The organism is Anaeromyxobacter dehalogenans 2CP-C (assembly GCF_000013385.1).
Lineage (GTDB): Bacteria > Myxococcota > Myxococcia > Myxococcales > Anaeromyxobacteraceae > Anaeromyxobacter > Anaeromyxobacter dehalogenans_B.
Window position 1 is genome coordinate 3,467,816 of the sequence record NC_007760.1, and the last position, 21,106, is coordinate 3,488,921.

At 72.0% G+C, this 21,106-nt stretch carries 13 protein-coding genes; 1 reads left to right on the forward strand and 12 read right to left on the reverse strand.

The annotated features are described in order from the left end of the window. Positions 1-5 precede the first annotated feature (5 nt). Positions 6-1,235, forward strand: a complete 1,230-nt coding sequence (locus ADEH_RS15805; protein ID WP_011422108.1) for a glycosyltransferase family 4 protein — start codon at positions 6-8, stop codon at positions 1,233-1,235. Here ADEH_RS15805 and ADEH_RS22600 read toward each other — a convergent pair. The 12 genes from ADEH_RS22600 to ADEH_RS15865 form a co-directional block, all read right to left on the reverse strand. Further along, entirely contained in the window at positions 1,232-2,419 is a 1,188-nt protein-coding gene (locus ADEH_RS22600) for a glycosyltransferase (RefSeq protein WP_049760112.1), read from the reverse strand. The genes ADEH_RS15805 and ADEH_RS22600 overlap by 4 nt on opposite strands. A gap of 7 nt (positions 2,420-2,426) precedes the next feature. Continuing rightward, positions 2,427-3,791 carry a lipopolysaccharide biosynthesis protein gene (locus ADEH_RS15815; RefSeq protein ID WP_011422110.1) on the reverse strand — a complete coding sequence of 455 codons (1,365 nt, stop codon included), beginning with the start codon at positions 3,789-3,791 and terminating at the stop codon, positions 2,427-2,429. A gap of 127 nt (positions 3,792-3,918) precedes the next feature. Beyond that, positions 3,919-4,575, reverse strand: coding sequence for an acetyltransferase (locus ADEH_RS15820; RefSeq protein ID WP_011422111.1), 657 nt, complete (start codon positions 4,573-4,575; stop codon positions 3,919-3,921). 29 nt (positions 4,576-4,604) lie between these two features. Continuing rightward, positions 4,605-5,720 carry a DegT/DnrJ/EryC1/StrS family aminotransferase gene (locus ADEH_RS15825; protein ID WP_041453602.1) on the reverse strand — a complete coding sequence of 372 codons (1,116 nt, stop codon included), beginning with the start codon at positions 5,718-5,720 and terminating at the stop codon, positions 4,605-4,607. A gap of 189 nt (positions 5,721-5,909) precedes the next feature. After that, positions 5,910-8,861 carry a fused MFS/spermidine synthase gene (locus tag ADEH_RS15830; RefSeq protein ID WP_011422113.1) on the reverse strand — a complete coding sequence of 984 codons (2,952 nt, stop codon included), beginning with the start codon at positions 8,859-8,861 and terminating at the stop codon, positions 5,910-5,912. 71 nt (positions 8,862-8,932) lie between these two features. After that, complete coding sequence (locus ADEH_RS15835) at positions 8,933-12,742, reverse strand: Ig-like domain-containing protein (protein WP_011422114.1); 3,810 nt, start codon at positions 12,740-12,742, stop codon at positions 8,933-8,935. A gap of 14 nt (positions 12,743-12,756) precedes the next feature. Continuing rightward, on the reverse strand, positions 12,757-13,914 hold the full coding sequence (locus ADEH_RS15840; RefSeq protein WP_232287301.1) for a cytochrome C: 1,158 nt from the start codon (positions 13,912-13,914) through the stop codon (positions 12,757-12,759). 236 nt (positions 13,915-14,150) lie between these two features. Continuing rightward, the gene (locus ADEH_RS15845) at positions 14,151-15,101 is read right to left on the reverse strand and encodes a hypothetical protein (protein WP_011422116.1); all 951 of its coding nucleotides are present in this window, start codon (positions 15,099-15,101) and stop codon (positions 14,151-14,153) included. A gap of 8 nt (positions 15,102-15,109) precedes the next feature. Next, positions 15,110-16,003, reverse strand: a complete 894-nt coding sequence (locus tag ADEH_RS15850; protein ID WP_011422117.1) for an NHL repeat-containing protein — start codon at positions 16,001-16,003, stop codon at positions 15,110-15,112. 5 nt (positions 16,004-16,008) lie between these two features. After that, on the reverse strand, positions 16,009-17,319 hold the full coding sequence (locus ADEH_RS15855) for a cytochrome c3 family protein (protein ID WP_011422118.1): 1,311 nt from the start codon (positions 17,317-17,319) through the stop codon (positions 16,009-16,011). An 8-nt stretch (positions 17,320-17,327) separates the two neighbouring features. After that, the gene (locus ADEH_RS15860; RefSeq protein WP_232287302.1) at positions 17,328-19,298 is read right to left on the reverse strand and encodes a cytochrome c3 family protein; all 1,971 of its coding nucleotides are present in this window, start codon (positions 19,296-19,298) and stop codon (positions 17,328-17,330) included. 22 nt (positions 19,299-19,320) lie between these two features. After that, positions 19,321-21,084: a peptidyl-prolyl cis-trans isomerase gene (locus ADEH_RS15865; RefSeq protein WP_011422120.1), complete on the reverse strand. Its 1,764-nt coding sequence runs from the start codon at positions 21,082-21,084 to the stop codon at positions 19,321-19,323. Positions 21,085-21,106: the final 22 nt, after the last annotated feature.

A 21,106-nucleotide genomic window follows, 5' to 3' on the forward strand; every position in this document is an offset into this window, starting at 1 on the left:
GGAGCATGCTGCGCATCTGCATCGACGCCCGGCTGCGGGCAGGTGAGCAGGGCGGCGTGCAGCAGGCGCTCATCGGCCTCGCTTCCGGCCTCGCGGCGCTCCGGGACGGGGACGAGGAGTATCTGTTCCTCGTCAACGACGACTCGGCCGACTGGCTGGCGCCGCACGTCGCCGGTGCCTGTCGCATGCGTGCATGGCCGCGCACGCCCAGGAGCGTCGCCGGAAGCGCGCTGCTCTCCCCGGCAGTCTACGACCGGCTCGCTCGCGCCGTGGTGCGGTGGATGCCCGTCCGCGTCCCGCCGTCCGACGGTTTCGTCGAGTCGCTCCGCGCGGACGTGGTGCACTTCGCGCTGCAGCACGGGTTCCGCACCTCCGTGCCCTCGATCTACGTGCCGCATGACCTGCAGCACGTGCACTTCCCCGGGTTCTTCTCGCGCCAGCACGTCCGCTGGCGCGAGGTGACCTACCGCACGCTGGCCCGGCAGGCGGCCGCGGTCGTCGCGCTCACGCCGTACGGGAAGCGGGACCTGGTCGAGCACCTCGGACTCGACGCCGCCAGGGTCCACGTGATCGGCTGGGCGCCGGTGCTCGACGCGTACCCGTCCCCCGACGAGACGGCCCTGCGGCGACTGCGGGATCGCCTGGCGCTCCCCGCGCGCTTCGCGCTGTTCCCGGCCCAGACGTTCCCGCACAAGAACCACGTCCGGCTGTTCCAGGCGCTCGCGCTGCTCCGCGCGCGAGGGGTCGAAGTTCCGCTCGTCTGCTCGGGGCATCGCGATGCCTGTCACCCCTCCCTCGTGGCGGAGCTCCGGCGGCTCGATCTCACCCGCGTGGTCCACTTCGTGGGCTTCGTGGAGCCGATCGACCTCGTCGGCCTCTACCGGCTCGCATCGCTGCTGGTGTTCCCGAGCCTGTTCGAGGGCTTCGGCATGCCCGTCCTCGAGGCGTTCCGGTCAGGCCTGCCGGTCGCGTGCTCCGGGACGTCATCGTTGCCCGACGTCGCCGGGGGTGCGGCCGAGATGTTCGACCCGACGGACGTCGCGGCCATGGCGGCGGCCATCGAGCGGGTCTGGACCGATCCCGCTCGCGCGAGTGCGCTGGTCGATCACGGAAGACGGCAGGTCGCCAGGTTCACCTGGGACCGGACCGCCCGCGCGTATCGCGCGCTGTACCGCGCCGCCGCGGGGCGTCCGCTGGACCGCGTCGATGCGCGGCTGCTCTCAGGAGGAAGCTAGGTGAGCCCCAGCAGGCGGGCGTAGCCGGCAGCGACGTCGTCCCACGTTCGCAGACGCAGCGTCTTCGCCTGGCGCTCGGCCCGGCCTCGGTACTCGGGGTATCTCGCCTCGAGCTCGGCGAGCTTGGCCGCGAGATCGGCGGGATCCCTGGGGTCGAACCAGAGGACCTGACCACCGGTCCGCTCGACCATCTCCCGCATGACCGGGATGTCGGAGGCGATCACGGGAATGCCGGCCGTCATCGCCTCCAGCACCGGGAAGCTGCCGCCCCCCTCGGCGAGCGTCGGCATCACGAGGGCCCATGCCTCGTCGAGGAGCTGCTCGTACGCGCGATCGTCCACGTAGCCGGGCGCGAAGAGCGATGCGTCGCGCACGAAACCCGATGCCTCCGCGAGCTCCGTCAGCTTGCGGGCACGCGTGCTCCGGGGCGGCCACAGGTCCATCCCGCTTCCCGTGAGGACGAGCGGATGCCGCGCCCCGGTCCTGCCGAGCGCGCGCAGGAGCACCTCCGCGTTCTTGTGCGGGGTGATGTTGATCGGCGCGAGGAGATACTCCCTTCCCTTGAACGCCAGGTCGCCGCGCGTGACTGGCGCAGCCGGGCGCTCATGACTGCCGGACAGCGGGATCACCTCCAGACGCTCCGCGTCGGTCCCGAACATCGAGTGCAGCGTGGCGGCGGTCGCGTTCGAGGTGATGGCGATGCGCGCGCCGGACGCGAGCCACGCCCGGACCGTCCCGCGCTCGTCCCGGCGGATCCACGCAGGGGCGATCTCCGGGAACTGCAGCGTGATGACGTCGTGCAACGTCGCGACGACGCGCCCCGCTCGCGCCCAAGGGATGCGGTGCCGATGCAACCACGGAAACCACACCACGTCGGCTCCCTCCAGCAGGTCGCCGGCGACCGCGTGGTGGAAGCGCGCGGTGCCGAGCAGCAAGTTGAGCGGGCCCGCGCCCGGGATCCCGGCCATGAGCGTCCGCGAACGCCAGGCTTCGACCGGCGGAACATCCACGAGGCGCACGCCTCGATCCCTGCTCAGCAGCGAGGCGTAGCGCTGCAGCGCTTCGCCGTGGCTCACGAGCTCGATCTGCGGCCCATACATGCGGTGCAGGCCGCGCAGCATCTCGACGGTGAAGCGCACGCCGCCGCCCGGGTTGGCCACGTAATCGATGACGCGCAGCAGCATCCGTGCCTCACCTTCCGCCATCGTCTCCTCCCGCGAGGACGGGGCGCGCCATCCAGGGAAGGATCCACGTGAAGAGCCCAGCCGTCACCGCGCCGGACGCGATCACCACGCCGAGCACCTGGAGGCGCGGCGCCAGCCACCAGGTCAGCAGCACGGTCGCGGTCGCGTTGAGGAACACGAGGCCCACCAGGCCCCAGAGCCGATCGGTGATGGCGAGCAGATCCGAGTGGGCGCCCACCCACGTCACCGAGACCATCATCACCCAGAGCACGATCCAGGTGGCCGGCGAGAACCATACGTCCGACCGGCGCAGCCAGACGCGCAGCAGCGAGTTCCCGACGAGGACCAGCGCGGCGCCGCCCACCAGCGCCAGGCCGACGCGCACCCTCACGAAGTTCCCGAAGCTCGCGCGGACCCACGCGTGCTCGCCCCGCTCGACCGCCTCCCGGAAGCTCGGGACGAAGGAAGAGGTGCTGAGCTGCACCAACCCGAGCGCGATGAGGTAGAGCCGCATGAGGATCGAGTACTCGGCCACGACCGCCAGGTTGCAGCGATGCGCCAGGATGATCGCCTGCGTCTCGTTCACCACCAGCGCGCCCACCTGGAACAGGAACATCGGGATGGAGCGGGCCATCACCTCTCGCAGCGCCCCGCGATCCACCGCCCCGACGCGGAAGCGAAGCCAGGGCATGGCGACGCGCATCGCGTATGCCAGCCCCAGCCCCGAGGCGACGAGCCCGCCCAGGCCGAAGACCAGCACGAGCGCGGGCAGGCCGGCACCGAGGCCGAGCGCGGCGAGCAGCGCGACGACGCCGACCACGGCGCCGATCATCGCGAACGCGTTCGCGACGTACGCGCGCTGGTACGCCGCGTAGATCTGCCCCCCCACCGAGAGCGGCAGCCCGACGATGAAGGTGGCCAGTGCGGCGACCACCGACCAGCGGACCGTCTGCGCGTCCACCGCCCCGCGGACGGCGAGCACCCGGTCCCACGGGATGCTCCATGCGCTCGCGGCCACCCCCATGGCGAGCACCGCCGCGATGGCGAGGAGCGCCGCGAGCGCCGTCGACACGTATCGGACCGCCTGGTCGCGCTCGCCGCGCCCGTGCGCCTTCGCGAGGCAGTTCACGAGCCCATTCGCGATCCCGAGGTCGAAGAGCGTCGCCCAGGCCACGACGGTGGTGATCGTGCTCCACAGCCCGAAGCGCTCCTTGCCGAGGTACGCGAGCAGCAGCGGCACGGTCACCAGGCCGACCGCCGTCCCGACCCCGCGAACCGCGAATGCGGAGAGCGTCGTGAGCGCGATCCGCCGGTACCGTTCCTGCGAGCGTCCGTGCGGCGTGTCCTGGTCGAAAGGGCGGAGGCGTACCATCGACCAGCCCTCTCGCCACCAGGCCCAGATGCGCGCGAGCAGCCGACGTCGCGCCGGCTGGCCGTCCCGGCGGTCCTGCGATCCGTGATCGGGCGGCACGCGAGGAATGGCAGGCATCCGGCCGCGTTCAGGATCGACGGGTGACCGGCTTCGCGGGTACCCCGACCACCGTCTGGCCCGGCTCCACGTCGGCGCGAACCACCGCGCCGGCCCCGACCGTCGCGTCCGCGCCGACGGACAGGTTCTCGAGGACCTGGGCGCCCGTCCCGACCAGCACCCGGTCGCCCACGCGGACGTATCCGGAGACGTTCACGCTCGGGTTGAACACGTCGAAGGAGCCGATGGTCGCGTCGTGGCCGACGGTGACGTTGAGGTTGAACAGGTTGAAGTCGCCGATCCGGATGTCGCACGTCATGGCGACTCCAGCAGTGACCACGTTTCCGCGGCCCATCTCCACGCGCCTGAAGTCGAGCGTCGCGGAGGGGTGAACGAGGTTGGGGAACTGGAAGCGGTCGCCCGCGGCGAGGTAGCGCGACAGGATGGACGCCCTGACCTTCGGATAGCCGACGCCCACGACGAGGTCGGCCTCGAGCTCCTGCGCCAGCAGCCAGGCGTCGTCCCCGAGCACCGGCCCCAGGCCGAGGTCGCGCCCCTGCTCCTCCATCGACGCGCCCACGAATCCCATGAAGTTCCAGCGATGCTCGCGCGCGTCGATCTGCTCGGCCACCATGGCCATCTCGCGCGCCAGGCCGGACGACCCGAGGACGATGAGATTCCTGCGCATGGGCACTCCTTGCCGAGGCGAGCGCCGCGTCAGCGGCGCGCCTCCACGATGGCTGCGGCGACCCGGTCGATCTCCGCGTCGGTCAGCTGCGTATGAGTGGGCAAGTTGAGCCCGGTCGCGCCGAGTCGATCGGTGACGGGGAGCACCTCCCCGCGTCGGCGCGACTCCTCCCAGAACGGCGGGAGCCGGTGCAGCGGCCGGAAGAACGGGCGCGTCTCGATGCCGAGCTCGGCCAGGCGCGCCGCCAGCTCGTCGCGCGAGCGCCCGAACTCGGCCGCGTCCACGGTGACGCTGAACAGCCACGGCGACAGCTCGGCCCAGCTCGCCTGCGGCTGGAAGCCGATTCCCGGAACGCCCGCCAGCGCGGCGCGGTAGCGCTCGTAGATGGCGCGGCGCCGGGCCAGGAGCTGCGGCGCGCGCTCCAGCTGCGCGCACAGCAGCGCGCAGCAGAGGTTGGTCAGCCGGTAGTTGTAGCCGGTGATGGGGAAGAAGTAGCGCCGGTCCGGATCGACGCCCTGCCCGCGGAGCAGCCGCGCCCGGCGCTCCAGCGCGGGATCGTCCAGCGTCACCGCGCCGCCCTCCCCGCTCGTCAGCACCTTGTTGCCGTAGAAGGAGAACACGCCGATGCGCGCCAGGGACCCGGTGGGCCGACCCTTGTACCGGGCGAAGTGGGCCTCGGCGGCGTCCTCGACGACCCACAGACCGTGCGTCGCGGCGATGTGGCCGATGGCGTCCATGTCTGCCGGGTGGCCGTACAGGTGCACCGGGATGATCCCCTTGGTGCGCCGCGTGATGCTCGCCTCCAGCCGTTCCGGGTCCATGCACCAGGTCGCGGGGTCCACGTCCACGAACACCGGCTCGGCGCCGCAGTAACGAACTGCGTTCGCGGTGGCGATGTACGTGAGCGACGGGACCAGCACCTCGTCCCCGGGCCGGAGGTCCATGGTGAGCAGCGCCAGGTGGAGCGCGAGCGTGCCGTTCGCGACGCCGATCGCCGCGCGCGTGCCGCACTGCTCCGCGAACGCCCGCTCGAAGCGGCCGACGAACGGACCCGTGGACGAGATCCAGCTGGAACGCAGCGCCTCGACCACGTAGCGCTCCTCGTTCCCGGTCAGGTCGGGGGCGGCAACGGGGATGGACGTCATCTTCTGGAACCCCTGGATTGGCAGGAAAGACCGCAGTCTACACCACGTGACCGCACCTGCTGCCATCTCAGCGGCGCCTCGGCCAGGCGCGTCTCGTCCTCCGGCGAGTCGTCGGGGGAAGGCGCCGTGCGGCGCCGAGAACGGCGTTGCTAAGCCTCTTGCCGCACCCGCCAAGCGCCAGGGAGCGCATCACAGCTCGAGCTGGCACGCGCCCCGGTTCGCCTCCCGCCGAAGGACCTCGCGAACGGCGTCCGCCGTGGCGGCTCCCTCGGACGCCGCGGCCCGCGCAGCGCCGAGGATCCGGCTGGCGTACTGCGCGGTCTCGTCCTCGAGCTGCTCGTACCGACCGCAGACGATTCGCTTCGCCCACACCTCACGACCGCCCAGGTCGGCGAACGAGACGAGCACCCGTCCCCGTCCCAGGAACGTGCGGATCGCGGCGAGGCGTACGCGCGTCGGCGCACCCGACTCGTCGCGCAGGTCGAGCGACGTCTCCGCCACGACGACCGGCTGACGCCGATCCTCGAACTGCGCCTCGTCGAGCAGGAACAGGAGCGGCGCGTACCCGGGGTCGCGCACGCGCACCGTGGCGAGCAGGTCCGCGAATCCGGGGCTCGTCTGCTCGCCCGCGAGGTACTGCGCGTGCGCGAGATCGAACAGGCGCGCGGTCTCCAGGTCGCGCGTCCACCGATCGACCGCGGCCCTCCGAAGGCCTGCCGCGGGCGATCCGGCCAGGTACGGGACCAGGCTCTCTCGCGCGGCCGTGAGCGCGAGGACGTTGCCCCCCGCCGTCAGCGCGCCCTGGGACAGCGGCGCCGAGAACTCGAGCGTGAGGTTGTCGTCGGTGTTGACCTCGCCACCCCGGGCGAACTCGCGCGCGCCGGCGTCCCCGAGCACGAAGTAGGCGAGCAGATCTCGGACGGACCCCATGTGGACGGCCGCGAGGTCGTCGCGGATCCTGGGGTTCGCGAGGCGCCGCTCCAGCTCGCTCTCATCCACGAGGATCGGCTCGTTCGAGCCGATCAGCACGGCGTCGTAGTAGGTGAGCCATACCTGGACGTACGGGAACGCCTCGGAGAACGTCCGCAACACGGTTCGCACGTCCCCGGTGGAGAGCTCGTATAGCGGAAGCCACTGGCTGACCATTCCGCCCGGCGCGAGGTGCCCGGCGACCGTGCGGAAGTACTCGACCGTGTAGAGGTAGGCCGCGCCGCCGGACCAGGGGTGGATGGGGTCCGAGGTGATGACGTCGAACTTCCGTCGCGTGCTGGCGAGGTGGTTCCGGCCGTCGTTGAACACGATGTGCAGCCGGGGATCGTCGAGGACGTGCGCGTTCCACTCCGAGAACGTGCGCGCCACCCCCAGGACGCCCTTCTCGATCTCCGCCAGGACGATCCGCTCGACCTCCGGATGGATCGAGGTCGCGCCCAGGGTCATCCCGCTCCCGGTCCCGAGGACGAAGACGCTGCGCGGGTTCCGATGCAGCAACATCGGGAGGTGGCCGAGCGCGCGCTGGAGCTGCACGTCGATGGGCGCGTTGGAGGCCTCCGGCCGCCCGTTCACGATGAACGTCTGCTGGATGTCGCCCCGTGCGCGGATCACGCTCACGGTCTCGTCCACGCCCTCGTGGTAGTAGAGGACCTCCGCGTCGTCGAGGCGCGCCTTCGCGCGCTCCGGGTCGTCCACCGTCCGGCGCATGTTCGAGAAGGTCGCGAAGAACTTCTGATCCCACACGCGTCCCCAGGACGGCACCGCGCCGCGGGCCACGACGAGCGCGGCGCCGAGGGCGGCCACGGCCGCGACCGGCCACCGCCGCCGCGAGGCGCTGAGCGCGATCGCCACGCCGCACGTGACGTTCACGAGGATCAGCATCTGCAGCGACCGCTCGATCCCGAAGAGATAGATGAGCGCGAACCCGGTGGTCGCCGACCCGAGGATGGCGCCGACGGTGTTGGCGGTGAGGAGCCGGCCCACCGCCGCTCCCGTTCGTGAACGGCCAGCCGACCAGACGGCCCCCGCGACCGGAAAGGCCAGGCCCATCAGGAAGGACGGTATCAGCAGGTACGTGAACGCGATTCCGAACGAGGAGCCGACGCGCTCGGCGAAGCGCGTCAGCTCGAGTCCCGCCAGCAGCGCCCTGGTGTGGCCGGCCGTGAGCGGCAGGTCGCGCATGAGGACGGTGACGGCGAGCGCCGACACGCCGATCAGGACCTGGATGCACCCGAACACCAGCACGCCCGCGTGCCTCTCACCGCCGAACAGCCGGCGAACGGGGCCGAACGCGTAGCTTCCGAGCGCGATCCCGACGAGGAACGCCACCAGCATCACGGTGAAGCTGTAGACCGAGGTCCCGACCACCAGCGTGAGCATGCGCGTCCAGAGCACCTCGTATCCGAGCGCGCAGAACCCGGACAGCCCGATGCCGAGGAGCGTGAGGCGGGCCGCGAAGCCATCCGGTCTGGCGCGTCCGGCGTCGGCCGCCTCCGGACCGTCGGCCGCGGCCGGCTCGAGCGGCGACGCCTTGGCCAGCGACTCCCCGCGCTGCAGGAGGACCGACGCGGCACCCGCCGTGATGCTCACCCCCGCGGCGACCAGCAACGTGGCGGTGACCCCGAGGCCCGGCAGCAGGACGAACCCGGCCAGCAGGGCGCCCACGACCGCGCCGAGCGTGTTGAACCCGTACAGGAGCGAGAGCTGCCTGGCGAGCCCGCCTTCCCGGGCGGCGAAGAATCGGCTCAAGGTGGGGAGCGTGCCCCCCATGAGCGTCGTCGGGACGATGATCGCGAGCGCCGCGAACGTCGTTCGGACCACGGTCAGGTAGAGAGGGCTCTCCTCCGCGACGCGCGCCAGCGGGACGTACAGCGCGGGGTAGATGCGCATCAGCCCGACGAAGGCGAGCGCGGACACGCCGATCCCGAGCTCCAGGAGTCCGTACAGCCTCAGCGGCCGTTCGGTGCGGTCGGCCCGGGCGCCGATCAGCGCCGCGCCGAGCGCCTGGCCGCCCATGTACACCGAGAGGACGGTGGTGACCGCGAGGTGTGACGCGCCGAACACGACGCCGAGCGAGCGAGCCCAGGCGACCTCGTAGACGAGCCCCGCAGATCCCGACACGAAGAAGAGGAAGAACACGAGGAAGCGCATGTGCCGTCCATCGGTGGCGTCGCGTCGGCTCCGGTCGCGCCGGCCCCGGCGGCGACCGCTCGACCGCGATCTCAGGGAGAGGTGACGGTGATGGAGACGGTTCCCGTCGCCGACTGACCGTCGGTGTCGGTGACCTGGTACGTGAACGCATCCGGCCCGGCGTAGCCGGCCCCCGGCGTGTAGGTGATGGTGCCGTCGGCGTTGGCCACCGCGGTCCCGCTGGCCGGCGCGCCGGCGATGACGACCGACGCCACGCCGTCGACGACGGCGTCGTTCGCGAGGACGGCGACGATCGTCGGGGTGTCCACCGGCACGGTCGCCGCGTCGTCCACCGGGACCGGCGGGCCGTCGTCCACCGGCGAGACCGTGACCGACACCGCCGCGGACGCGACCTGACCATCCAGATCGGCCACCTGGTAGGTGAACGCGTCCTCTCCGAACCAGTTCGCGGCTGGCGTGTAGACGACGCTGCCGTCCGCCTGCACCGCCGCCGCTCCATGCGCGGGCGGTGCCAGCAGGCTCACGGAGGCGGGCGGATCGGCCACGCTGTCGTTCGCGAGGACCGCCACCGCGACCGGCGTGTCCTCCGCGGTCGTCGCCGCGTCCGCCGCCGCCACCGGCGCGCCGCTGTCCGCCGGCGTCACCGTGACGGTCACGTCCGCGAGCGCGGTCTGCCCGTCGAGGTCGGACACCTGGTAGGTGAACACGTCGGTGCCGTTCCAGCCCGCCACCGGCGTGTACGTCACCGTGCCATCCGCGTTCGCCACCGCCGTGCCGTGCGCAGGCGCCGCGGCGATCGTGACGGTGGGCGGGAGATCGAGGACGACGTCGTTCGCGAGCACCGGCACGATCGCCGGGCTCCCCTCCGCCGTGCTGGCGGAGTCGGCGAGGGCGACGGGCGCGCCGCTGTCCGCCGGCGTCACCGACACGGTCACGCTCGCCGTGGCGGCCTGTCCGTCGAGATCGGCGACCTGGTACGTGAACGCGTCCGCGCCATTCCACCCCGCCGCCGGCGTGTAGGTGATGGTCCCGTCGGCGTTGACGATGGCGGTCCCGTGCGCCGGAGGAGCGAGCACCGTCACGGTCGCGGGAGGATCGAGGACCGTGTCGTTCGCGAGCACCGCGACGAGGGTGGCGATGCCCTCCCCCGTGGTGACCGAGTCCGCCACCGCCACCGGCGCCCCGCTGTCCACGGGCGTGACCGTCACGTTGACCGTGGCCGAGGCGGTCTGACCGTCGAGGTCCGCCACCTGGTACGCGAACGCGTCGGCACCGTTCCACCCGGCCGGCGGCGTGTACGTCACGGTTCCGTCCGCGTTCGCCACCGCCGTCCCGTGCGCCGGCGCCGAGAGCACGGTCACGGTCGCCGGCAGATCCTGGACCGTGTCGTTCGCGAGCACGGCGACCACGACCGCGGTGCCCTCCGCCGTGGTGGCGCCATCCGCCGCCGCCACCGGCGCGCCGCTGTCCACCGCGGTCACGGTGATGCTCACGGTCGCGCTGGCGGTCTGCCCATCGAGATCCGCCACCTGGTACGTGAAGACGTCGGAGCCGTTCCAGCCCGCGGCCGGCGTGTACGTCACCGTGCCGTCCGCGTTCGCGACCGCGCTCCCGTGCGCCGGCGCGGAGAGCAGCGTCACCGTCGCCGGCGGGTCCTGAACCGTGTCGTTCGCGAGCACGGCGACCGCGATCGCGCTCCCCTCCGGCGTGGTCGCGGCGTCGGCGACCGCGGCGGGGGTGCCGCTGTCCACCGGGGTGACGGTGACGTTCACGGTCGCGGAAGCGATCTGTCCGTCGGCGTCGGCCACCTGGTAGGTGAAGGCATCGGTGCCGTTCCAGCCCGCCGCCGGCGTGTAGGTCACCGTGCCGTCCGCGTTCGCGACCGCGCTCCCGTGCGCCGGCGCGGCGAGCACGGTCACGGTGGCGGGTCGATCGAGCACGGTGTCGTTCGCGAGCACCGGCACCACGACGGCGGTGCCTTCCGGCGTCGAGGCCGAGTCCGCCACGGCGGCCGGCGCGCCGCTGTCCACGGCCGTCACCGTGATGTTCACGGTCGCGCTGGCGGTCTGCCCGTCGCCGTCGGTCACCTGGTAGGTGAAGGCGTCCGCCCCGTTGAACGCGGGCGCCGGCGTGTACGTGATCGTGTGGTCGGCGTTCACGACCGCCGTCCCGCCGGTCGGCCCGGCGATCACCTCGAGCGCGGAGACGCCGTCCACCACCGTGTCGTTGGCGAGGACCCCGATGACGACGACGCCGCCCTCCGCGAGCGTCACCGCCTCGCCTGCGGCCGTGGGCGGCCCGTCGTCTACCGGGGTCACCGTGACCGAGACCGTCGCGGTCGCGACCTGCCCGTCGTAGTCGCTCACCTGGTAGCTGAACACGTCCGCGCCGAACGCATTGGCGGACGGAGTGTACGTGATCGTCCCGTCGGCGTTCACCGTGGCGGTGCCCTTCCCGGGCGCGGTCGCGATGGCCACCGTCGCAGGGGGATCCTGCACCGTGTCGTTGGCGAGCACGTTCACGGTGGTCGCGGTGTCCTCGAGCGTCGTGACCGCGTCGTCCACGGCCACCGGCGAGCCGCTGTCCACCGCGGTCACCGCGACGCTCACGGTCGCAGAGCCGGTCTGGCCGTCGGAGTCGGTGACCTGGTACGTGAACGCGTCCGCGCCGAAGTAGCCCGGCGACGGGGTGTAGGTGACCGTCCGGTCCGGGTTCAGGATGGCGGTGCCGTTCGCCGGTCCGGCGAGGATCGCCAGCCCCGCCACGCCGTCGGCCACGGTGTCGTTCGCGAGGACGTTCACCACCACGAACGAGCCCTCGGACACCGTCACCGCGTCGTCCGCCGCCACCGGGACGCGCATGGCGGCGGTGGTCAGGTCCCAGGTCAGCTGCACCACCCCGGCCGCCGCGCAGTCCAGCGTGTACTGGCCCTGCAGGTGATCCTGCGAGATCACCGAGCCGGCGGCGAGCGTCCGCCTGCAGGTCGGGTGGTAGATGCCGAGCGTGTCGAACTGGAGCGAGAGCAGCTCGTCATAGGAGGGGCCGCCGGCGTAGCTGCACGAGAGCGGCCACCGCGCCGTGATGCCGAAGCGGAACGCGGGCGAGGCCACCACCTCGGCGATGGTCGCCTCGAGCTCGAACGCCGTGTCCGCCGCGGTGCAGGCGACGTCGGGGGCGGTGACGGCCGCCGTGTCGAGGGCGAGCGTCCCCCACTGCAGGAAGTAGGCGCCGGACCCGTCCTCGGCCGCGTAGTTCAGCGCGAGGGTCCCGCTGGCGGTGTAGGTCTTGCTCAGGGTGGAGTCCACCGTGACCGTGCCGTCGAGATCGCGGGCGGAGCTCCCCACCAGGCTCCAGTCGCTGAAGTGCAGCGAGGCGACCGTGAGCGTCCCGGCCGCGAGGTCGCGGGCGATGTCGCGGTCGCGGTACCGCAGCCAGAAGCCCTGGCGCTCCTGGTACGCGACGGCGATGCCGTCGAGCGGCGTGCCCGCGGGCCCCGCCACGAACGTCAGCTGCACCGGCGACGAGAAGATCGTCCCCTCCGGGCCGAGGCGGTAGGCCTTGGTCGGATCGATCGCGCCGGGGGCGGTGTTCGTGATCTCGTCCACGGTGAAGGCCACCGGCGAAGCCACGGCGCCGGCGGGAACCGTGACCGTGAGCAGGCCGTCGGGCGACACGAGGGTCCCGCCCTGGGCGCCGATCGTCGCGGCCGAGGACAGGCCGAGGACCCGCCCCTTCGGCGACGGCTGCGGGTAGCCCTTCCCGGAGGAGCTCGATCCGCCGCCCGCGCCGCAGGCGACGAGCAGCGCGAGGACGGCGGCGCCCGCCAGCGGCGCACCCGCGCGCCGAAGCCTCGTCCCCGCTCGTCCTTCCGGCGCGCTCATGTGCGTCCCCATCGTCACTTCGCGTGACACTTGTTGCAGAGGCTGGTCTGGAAGCTGGCGAACGCGGTCGGCTCGCGGTCGTACATCGCCCCGCGCGTCTCGGCCCGGGTGCGCCCCTGGGCCACCGGCGCCCGCCCGGCCTCCCCGATGGCGTCGATCCCCGGCCACTGCCCGCTGGCCACGACGTACTCGCTCTTCACGTTCCAGCGCAGCGATGCGTCCCAGCCCGAGGCGTGCGCGCGATGGCAGGAGAGACACATCACGTTCTCCTGCCCGCGCACCGGCCCGGTCCGGACCATCCCGTCGCTGGACGTGCTCGCCGCCAGCGTGGCACGGTCGGCGGTGCCCTCCTCGTACGGTACCAGCGACGTGTACGCGAGCACGTAGCTCCCGCCGAGGTCACCGGTCTTCACGTAGGCGTTGTACACGTTGGAGAGCATGCCCAGCTTCGCCGTGCTGCCGGAGGGGTGCATGAACTCCCCCGGACGCGTCGGGTTCGCCGGGGTGTGGATCGCGCCGTGGCAGTTGCCGCACCACTCGGACATCCCGCTGCCGTACGCCACACGGACGTCCGCGATCCGCTCGCCCTGGTTGTAGGCGCTGGGCGCGAGCGCGACGGGCGGATCCGCCGAGAACGCGTTGACGCCCGCGAGCGTCCGCGGCTGGTAGCCGACGCCCGCCAGCATGCGGTACGTGCCGATCGCGGTGGTCTGGCTCGGCGTCACGTAAGCGCTGCGATCGCCGTAGGAGCCGGAGGCGACGACGGGTGCGCCGCCGGTGGCCACGACCCCGCCCTCCCGGACGCGGTACTTGCCGTGCGGATCGTGGCAGCTGACGCACGAGAGCTGGTTCGAGGGATAGCTGCCGCCCGGCGCGGTGGGGTGCCGGGGATCCGCGAAGCGCCCGTAGTCGGCGGCGACGACGTTGTGGCCGTGGGCGTCCCCCGGGCTCGTCTCGAGCCCCGCCGTGCCGGCCCAGGACCACGACTTCGTCAGCCACGCGAAGTCGCCGCCCGGCGTCATGTTGAGCGGCGCGGCGCCGGGCTGCACCGAGAGCGAGAGGACCGAGTGCGGCGCGGAGGACACGCCCGCGTGGCAGATCAGGCAGGTGGAGCTCGCGTCGGCCCCCTGGACCAGGCCCGATCCCGAGGTCTTCGCCGCGCTGCCGTGCATCGTGTGGCAGCCTTCGCACCGGGCGGCGCCGCCGGAATGGAACGCCAGGGCGGGCGCTGCCGCGAGCAGCGCGACCGCTGCGGCGGCTGCGGCCGCGAGTCGACGAACCCCTGGCACTCGCCTCGACGCTGACACGATCCCTCTGCCGCCGTCCTGCGGCTTGCTGTCCAACCATCCATCGCTTGCGTCCCACGACCGGGCTACGTCGCAACGTTCCGCACCCGGCGCGGCCGCGCTCAGCGGCCATGCACAAGGAACGCGCTGACGCCCCGGTTTCCTCCCTGCGATACGAAGAGCACGCCGTTGCCGACCGCCATGTCGGTGGGGATGACCAGCCCCGCGTCACCGCCTGCGAACTCGCCGAGGAACTTGAGATCCGGCCCGAACACCATCACCACGCGCCGGAGCTGGTCCGCCACGAAGAGGTTCCCCTCCTCGTCGGCCACGATCGGCCCCACCACGTTGAAGAGCCCAGGACGGCTGCCGCGCTGGCCGAAGACGCGGAGCGTCCCGTCGGGCGCGAGGATGTACGCGTGGAACTGCGTGGGAATCGTGAACAGGACGTTGCCGCGGGGGTCCACGCTGAAGCCGTGCAGCTCGTTTCCGTCCGCCGGCACGGCGTCCAGCGCCAGCCGCGCGAGATCGACCGCGCGGACCGTGGCGCCCCGGAGATCCGTCACGAGGAGCTTGAGCCTCGTGGTGTCGGCGAGGTAGACGAGCCCGTCCCGGTACGCCAGCCTCGTCGGCGCGAAGGCGCCGAGGCTCGGCGGCGCCGAGACCTGCAGCTCGCCGGTCTGCGTACCCCGAAAGTCGGCCCGCAGCACCCGAGGCCCATCGCGCTCGGACAGCAGCAGCAGGTCCCCGTTCTCGATCACCGCGACCCCGCGCACCCAGCCGAGCTGGCCCTCGTCGCCGAACCGGTAGACCTCGACGCCGGTCCGGTTGAAGACGCGCACCCCCTCGCCCGGGGCGATGACGTAGAGCTCGCGACGGCCGGCGTCGTAGCCGAGCGTCGCCCAGCTCATGGCGATGGGCCCGTCCAGCGCCGCCACGTCGTACAGGTACGCCAGCGAGACGGGGCGCCTGGCGTCGCCCTCGCCGGGCGCGGGCTCCGCCGCCCGGGCCGCACGGGGGAGCGCCTGCGCGATCGCGAGCGCGGCAACGAGCGTGATCGGGATGCGAGCCACTCGCCTCCTCACCGGCCGGTGTCGAAGACCTGGATGCGGTCGTTGCCGCGATCCGCCACGAACACGGCGCCGTCCGGCTCGAAGCAGATCTGGGCGGGGTAGTAGACCAGGCCGGGGCCCCAGCCGAGCGCGAGCTGCCGCCCCTGGAACGAGCCGTCGGAGCCGAGGATCGCGATCCCGCCGCCATGCTGGTCCACGGCGTAGAGCTTGCCCTGGTGGAACGCGAGGTAGGTGGGGAAGCTCATCACGTCCTTGCGCGACTCGGTGAGGCGCTTGAACGCGGTCGCGCTCTTGTCCGCGATCCAGATCGCGGCGCCCACCGCGTCCACGGCGTACACCGTGCCGCCTCCGTCCACCGCCACGTCCGTGAACTGCGCGCCCTCGCGCGGCAGGTCGAGCTGCCGGATCACCTTGCCGGCCGCGTCGGTCACGAGCACTCGCGGCCCGAGGACGTCCAGGACGTACAGGTTGCCCGCGCCGTCCACCTTGAAGCTGCCGGGGAGCACGCCGGCCGGCGCGCCCTGCAGGTCCACGTTGCCGAGGAAGGCTCCCTTCGCGTCGAGCCGCACGATCTTGCGCAGCTTCTCGTCGAGGACGAGCACCTCGCCCTTGGGATCGAGCTGCACGCGGTACGGGTACGGCACCTGGGCGAGCTTCACCTGGGTCCCGCCGCTGAGGGTCCCGTCACGGTAAGTGTACAGCAGCAGCCGGGCGTTGCCGGTGTCGGCGACGACGACGGCGCCGCCCGCCCCGCAGGCCACGCCTTCGGGCCGCCGAAGCTGGGCTTCCTTCGGATCGGAGTAGACGGTGGTCTGGTGGCGGAAGGCCTGGGCGGCGCCCACGGCCGGCCCGAACACCAGCGCGAGCCCCAACACCGACTGGAACACGATCGCTCTCGACACGGGCGTCACCTCTTGAACGACTCGTGGCACTTCGTGCACAGGTCGGTGGTCGTCGGGAACGGCAGCATCTGCGCGTACTCGGTCCCGTGGGCGCGGTGGCAGCTCAGGCAGTCCACGTTCCGGTTCGGGTTGCGCGGGTCCTTCACCTTCTCGCCGATCGGGTGGGACGAGTGGCGCTGCCAGTCGTGGCACTTGCCGCACATCTCGATCCGGTTCGCCCCGGTGAGCATGAGCGGCGCGTCGGAGGAGTGCGGATCGTGGCAGGCCCCGCACTCCCCGGCGCCGACCGGCTCGTGCTTCGCCGGCGAGAGCTTCTGCCGCTTGATGGTGTCCGCGTGGCACTCGCCGCAGACCACCGTCAGGTTCGCCCGCGGCAGGCCCGCCTGCTTCGACGCGTGCGGGCCGTGGCAGGTCAGGCAGGCGTCGCCCTCCAGCACCGGCCGGTGCACCCGCGCCTTGGCGGTGAACTCGCCGATCTTCGGCGCGTGGCACAGCTTGCAGAGCTCGACGCCCGCCTGCTTCGGCTTGAAGCGGTTCGGCGAGCCGGGCGGCTCGTGGCACTGGGCGCACTGCCCGCGCGCGACCGGCGGGTGGACGTGGTCGTAGAGCATGCCCGGCTTGTTCGAGCCGTGCGGGTCGTGGCAGGTCGTGCAGCGCGCCTTCCCGACCGGGTAGTTCATGTGCTTCTTCAGGAAGATGGCGCCGTCCGGGCGGTGGCACCCGACGCAGAGGTCCGGCGCGTCCTTCTTGAGCAGGCTCGGCGCGGCCGCGGAGCCGTGGATCTCGTGGCAGGTCGCGCAGTCGTTCTCGACCGGCTTGTGCTTCACCTTCGCCGCCACGATGCCGTCCACCAGGTTCTTGTGGCAGCCGGCGCAGAGCTCCGCCCCGCCCTTCAGCAGGTTGTTCTTGAAGTTCGAGGCGTGCGCGGCGTGACAGCTCGCGCACTTGCCCTCGCTCACCGGGGCGTGGAGGCTCTTCGCCGAGGCCGGGATCATCCCGCCGTGGCACCGGGCGCAGATCTGACCGCCGGTGTCCGCGAGCAGCTTGCCGTGGTCCGAGGCGTGCGGGTTGTGGCAGCCGACGCAGTCGCGCGTCCGGACCGGCGTGTGCACCGACTTCTGCGCGAGCTTCTGCTCGAAGTCCGCGTGGCAGTCGAGGCAGAGCTTGCCCTCGGCGCCGGTCTTCAGGCGGTACGGGTTGCCCTGCTTCGGCGCGGCCGCGGCGGGCTGGGCCTTCGCCGGCGGAGCCTTGGGCGCGCCCAGCGCCGGGCCGGCCGCGGCGAGGAACACGAGGAGGAGAGCGGTTCGCGAGCGCATGGGTCCTCTCACTTCCCGCCGACCGGCAGGTGACAGCTGTCGCACTGGCGCGCGGCGAAGGGCGGGTGGACCGCCGTCTTGAGGAACTTCGGGTCCTTGGACGAGTGCGGGTCGTGGCACGCCACGCAGTGCATGACCTTCGCGTCGATGCCGGCGTGGCGGGTCGAGAACTGCGACGCCTTCACGTCGTGGCACTGCTCGCAGAGCGCCAGCACCGGTTCGCTGGTGAGCTTGGGCTGCGCCGACTGGTGCGGCGAGTGGCAGGAGAGGCAGTCGTCGGCGGGCGCGTGCCGGGTCTCCCCGGCCATCTTCTCCTTCTGCTTGGTGTGGCAGGAGAAGCAGAGGTCCGGGCCGGCCGCGTTGAGCAGGCCCTTCAGCTTGGCGCCGTGCGGGTTGTGGCACTTGGTGCACTCCCCCGACGCGAACGCCGCGTGGACGCTCTTGGCCGAGTCGGAGTTCGCCGCCACCTTGGCGTGGCAGGACAGGCAGAGCGCCTTCTGGTCCTTCACGATCATCCCGCCGGCGTTCGAGCCGTGCGGATCGTGGCAGGTCAGGCAGGCCCCCTCGGCGAACGGCTTGTGGACCACGCCGGCGGAGGCGAGCTTCATGAGCTCGCCGTGGCACCCCTGGCACATCTTCGCGCCGTCGGTCTTCAGCAGCTTGGGCCGGTCGGCCGAGTGGCCCGCGTGGCAGGCGCTGCACTTGCCCTCGATCACCGGCTTGTGCGTGTGCGCCTTCACGAACCGGGTCTCCGCGTCGGCGTGGCACCCGAAGCACAGCTTGTCCTGGCGCGACGCGGTCATGCCCGGGAAGTCCGAGCCGTGCGGATCGTGGCAGGTGGCGCAGTCACCGTCCTTGAACGGCACGTGGACGACCTTGCGCTTGGCCTGGTCGGCGACCTTCGGGTGGCAGGCGGCGCAGCCCTTCGAGACGTCCGTCGCGAGGAGGCCCTTCACCGGCGCCGCGTGCGGCTGGTGGCAGCCGAGGCAGGCCTTCGGGCCGGACATCGCCTTGTGGCTGACGAGCTTCCTGGCGTCCTTGCCCGGGTGGCACCCGGCGCAGAGCGCGGCGCCCGGCGCCCGGGTCATGGCGGGGTTGTTCGAGGCGTGCGGATCGTGGCAGGCGACGCACTCCTCCTTGCGCACGGGCGCGTGGACCACCTTCTGGCCCTTGGTGACGTCCTTCGCGTCATGGCAGTTGGCGCACAGCTTGCCGCCCGCCTCCTGCACCGCGAACGGCTTCGGGCTGCCCGGCGCGGCGTGGCACTGATCGCAGCCGCCGGAGAGCGCCGAGTGGACCGAGGCCTTCATGAGCTTCGGCTGGTCGGACGAGTGCGGCTCGTGGCAGGCGCTGCAGCGCTTCCCGGCCACCGGGTACCCGCCGTGCGCCTTGGCGAACCCGCCGGAGGTGGGCGCGTGGCACTTCACGCAGAGCTGCCCCTCCTCCGCCTTGAGGAGCGCCTTCTGCGCCGAGGCGTGGGTGGCGTGGCACGCGCCGCAGCCCTCCTTCGCGAGCACCGGGTGCACGTTCTTCCGCTCGAACGCCTTGCGGTCGTGACACTCCCAGCAGGCGGCGCTCCCCTCCGCCTTCAGCATGTGCGGCGCGTTCGAGCCGTGGACGGCGTGACACTGCGTGCACGAGCCGGTCTTCAGGACCGCGTGGACGTTCGGCTGGTCCATGCCGATGGACGCCGGCTTGTGGCACGAGTAGCAGAGCTTGTTCCCGCTCTCCTTGAGCAGGAGCTTCGGGACGATGCCGTGGCGCTGGTGGCAAGCCTCGCACTCGCCCTTCTTCACCGCCTCGTGCGTGTACCGGAAGGCGGAGAACTTCTTCGCCTCCTCGGTGTGGCAGTCGAGGCACTCCTTCCGCTTGAACTTGCGATCGGCGGCGCCCGCCCCCGCGGGCGCCAGGAGCACGCCGGCGGTGACGGCCGCCAGCGCGAGGATCCGCCAGAGTCTCATCGTGCGCGTCACGGCCATTCCCTCGCTGGAGGACCCCGCCTCAGTTGCCGATGCGGGTGATGAACGTCTCGATGTCGTGCGCGGCGCGCAGCTTCGCGGCCCAGTCCGTCACCGCGCGGTTCAGCGCCTGCCCGAACAGCTTCTTCTGGATGTCCTTCCGGGCCTCCTCGTACGGCTGGACCTGCGGGTCGGTGCGGGACACCACCAGCACCACGTACCCCTGCCCCCGGGGACCCTGGTGCATGCGGTAGTCGCCGACCTGCGCGGACGCGAGCGCCCCCGCGAGATCCTCCGGGAGCCCCTTGGCGGAGAGGAGCTGGCCCTCGAAGTCGAGCGCGCGCTGTGCCGGGGCGAGCTGCCCCTCCGCGTTCGCCTTGAGCCACTTGAAGTCGGTGCCGCGGGCGAGCCGCTCGGCGGCCCGCTGCGCGCCCTTCATGTCGGGGAACGCGAGCTGGTCGAGCCGGTACAGCGGCGCCGCGGTGAACTCGTCGCGGTGGCCGTCGTAGTACGCCCGCAGGTCGGCGTCCTTGATGGAGACGTCCGGCACCAGCACGCGCTGGACGAACGTGCCGAACACGAGCGAGTTCTCCTGGTCCGCGACGGCCCGCAGGTACTCCTCGGACTGGTCGAGCTTCCGGACGCGCGCCTCCTTCGTGAACACGCGCTTGTAGATGAGCCCGTCGAGCCGCGGCCGCTTGAGCTTGTCCACCCGCTTCTCCTGCTGCGGCTTCTCCACGCCGTGGAAGAACTTCTCGCCGACCGCGTTGGCGAGGTCGCTGACCGTGATGGGCGCCTCGCCGGCGATCCGGGCGATGGGCCGCTTGTCCTTCACGAGCACGGCGAACCCGGGCTTCGGCGCATCGAAGTCGATCTTCCGGAGCAGGGCCTCGTCGATCTTCACGTACTTCCGGTCGAGCTCCTTGCGAAACGCGATGAGGATCTGCCCGCCCTGGCGGTCGATGGACGCCGCCTCGGCCTCGGCCCGCTTGGCCGGATCGTCGGGGTAGACGAGGTCCTCCACGTAGAGGATCGCGAACCCGTTCTGCAGCTTCAGCGGCGCCGTGACCTCGCCCTTGTGCAGCGGCTGGAGCGCGGCCGCCACGGCGGGCAGGATCTGATCGGGCGGCAGGACCTCCGGCTCGCCGCTGCCGTCCGCCTTCTTCTCCGCGACGAGCTGCTTCGCCAGCTCGACGAAGCTCTTGCCGCCGGCGAGGGCCGGCTTCACCGCAGCGGCATCCTCCTCCTTCTGGAAGAGGAGCGAGCGCACCTTCCAGCGCCGCACCGACTCCTTGTAGACACGCTCGACCTCGAGCGCGTCCGGCTTGACGTCCTTCGTCACCTGCTGCTGCAGCGTCTCGCGTAGCGTCACGTCCTTGAAGACCGCCAGCTGCTCCTTCAGCTCCGGCAGCTCGTCCAGCCCCATCTCGCGCGCCTCCATGATCAGCAGCCGCGAGTCGATGATGCGCTGGAGCACCACCTTGAAGTCCGGCGCGGTGGCGGCCCCTGCGCTCCGCTCACCGTGCGTCGAGGCCAGGGCCTCCTGGAGGTCCGCGAGCGGGACGACCTGGTCGTCGATGCGCGCGATCGGCATGCGCGCGAAGAGCGGCGAGAACAGGGGAGCCTCGATGCGCGCCGTCATCGGCGCCGGCTTGGCGGCGGCCGCCGGTTCGGCTGCCTTCGCCGGCTGGGCCGTCGCGCCGGGGCCGGACGGTTTGGACGGCTCCGCCGCGAAGATCATGCGGGGCGCGGTGAACGCGAGAACGGCGACGAGCAGGGAGCGGGACGTGACGGGCGGAATGGTCATGTGGGCGGCCGACCTCGGTGCA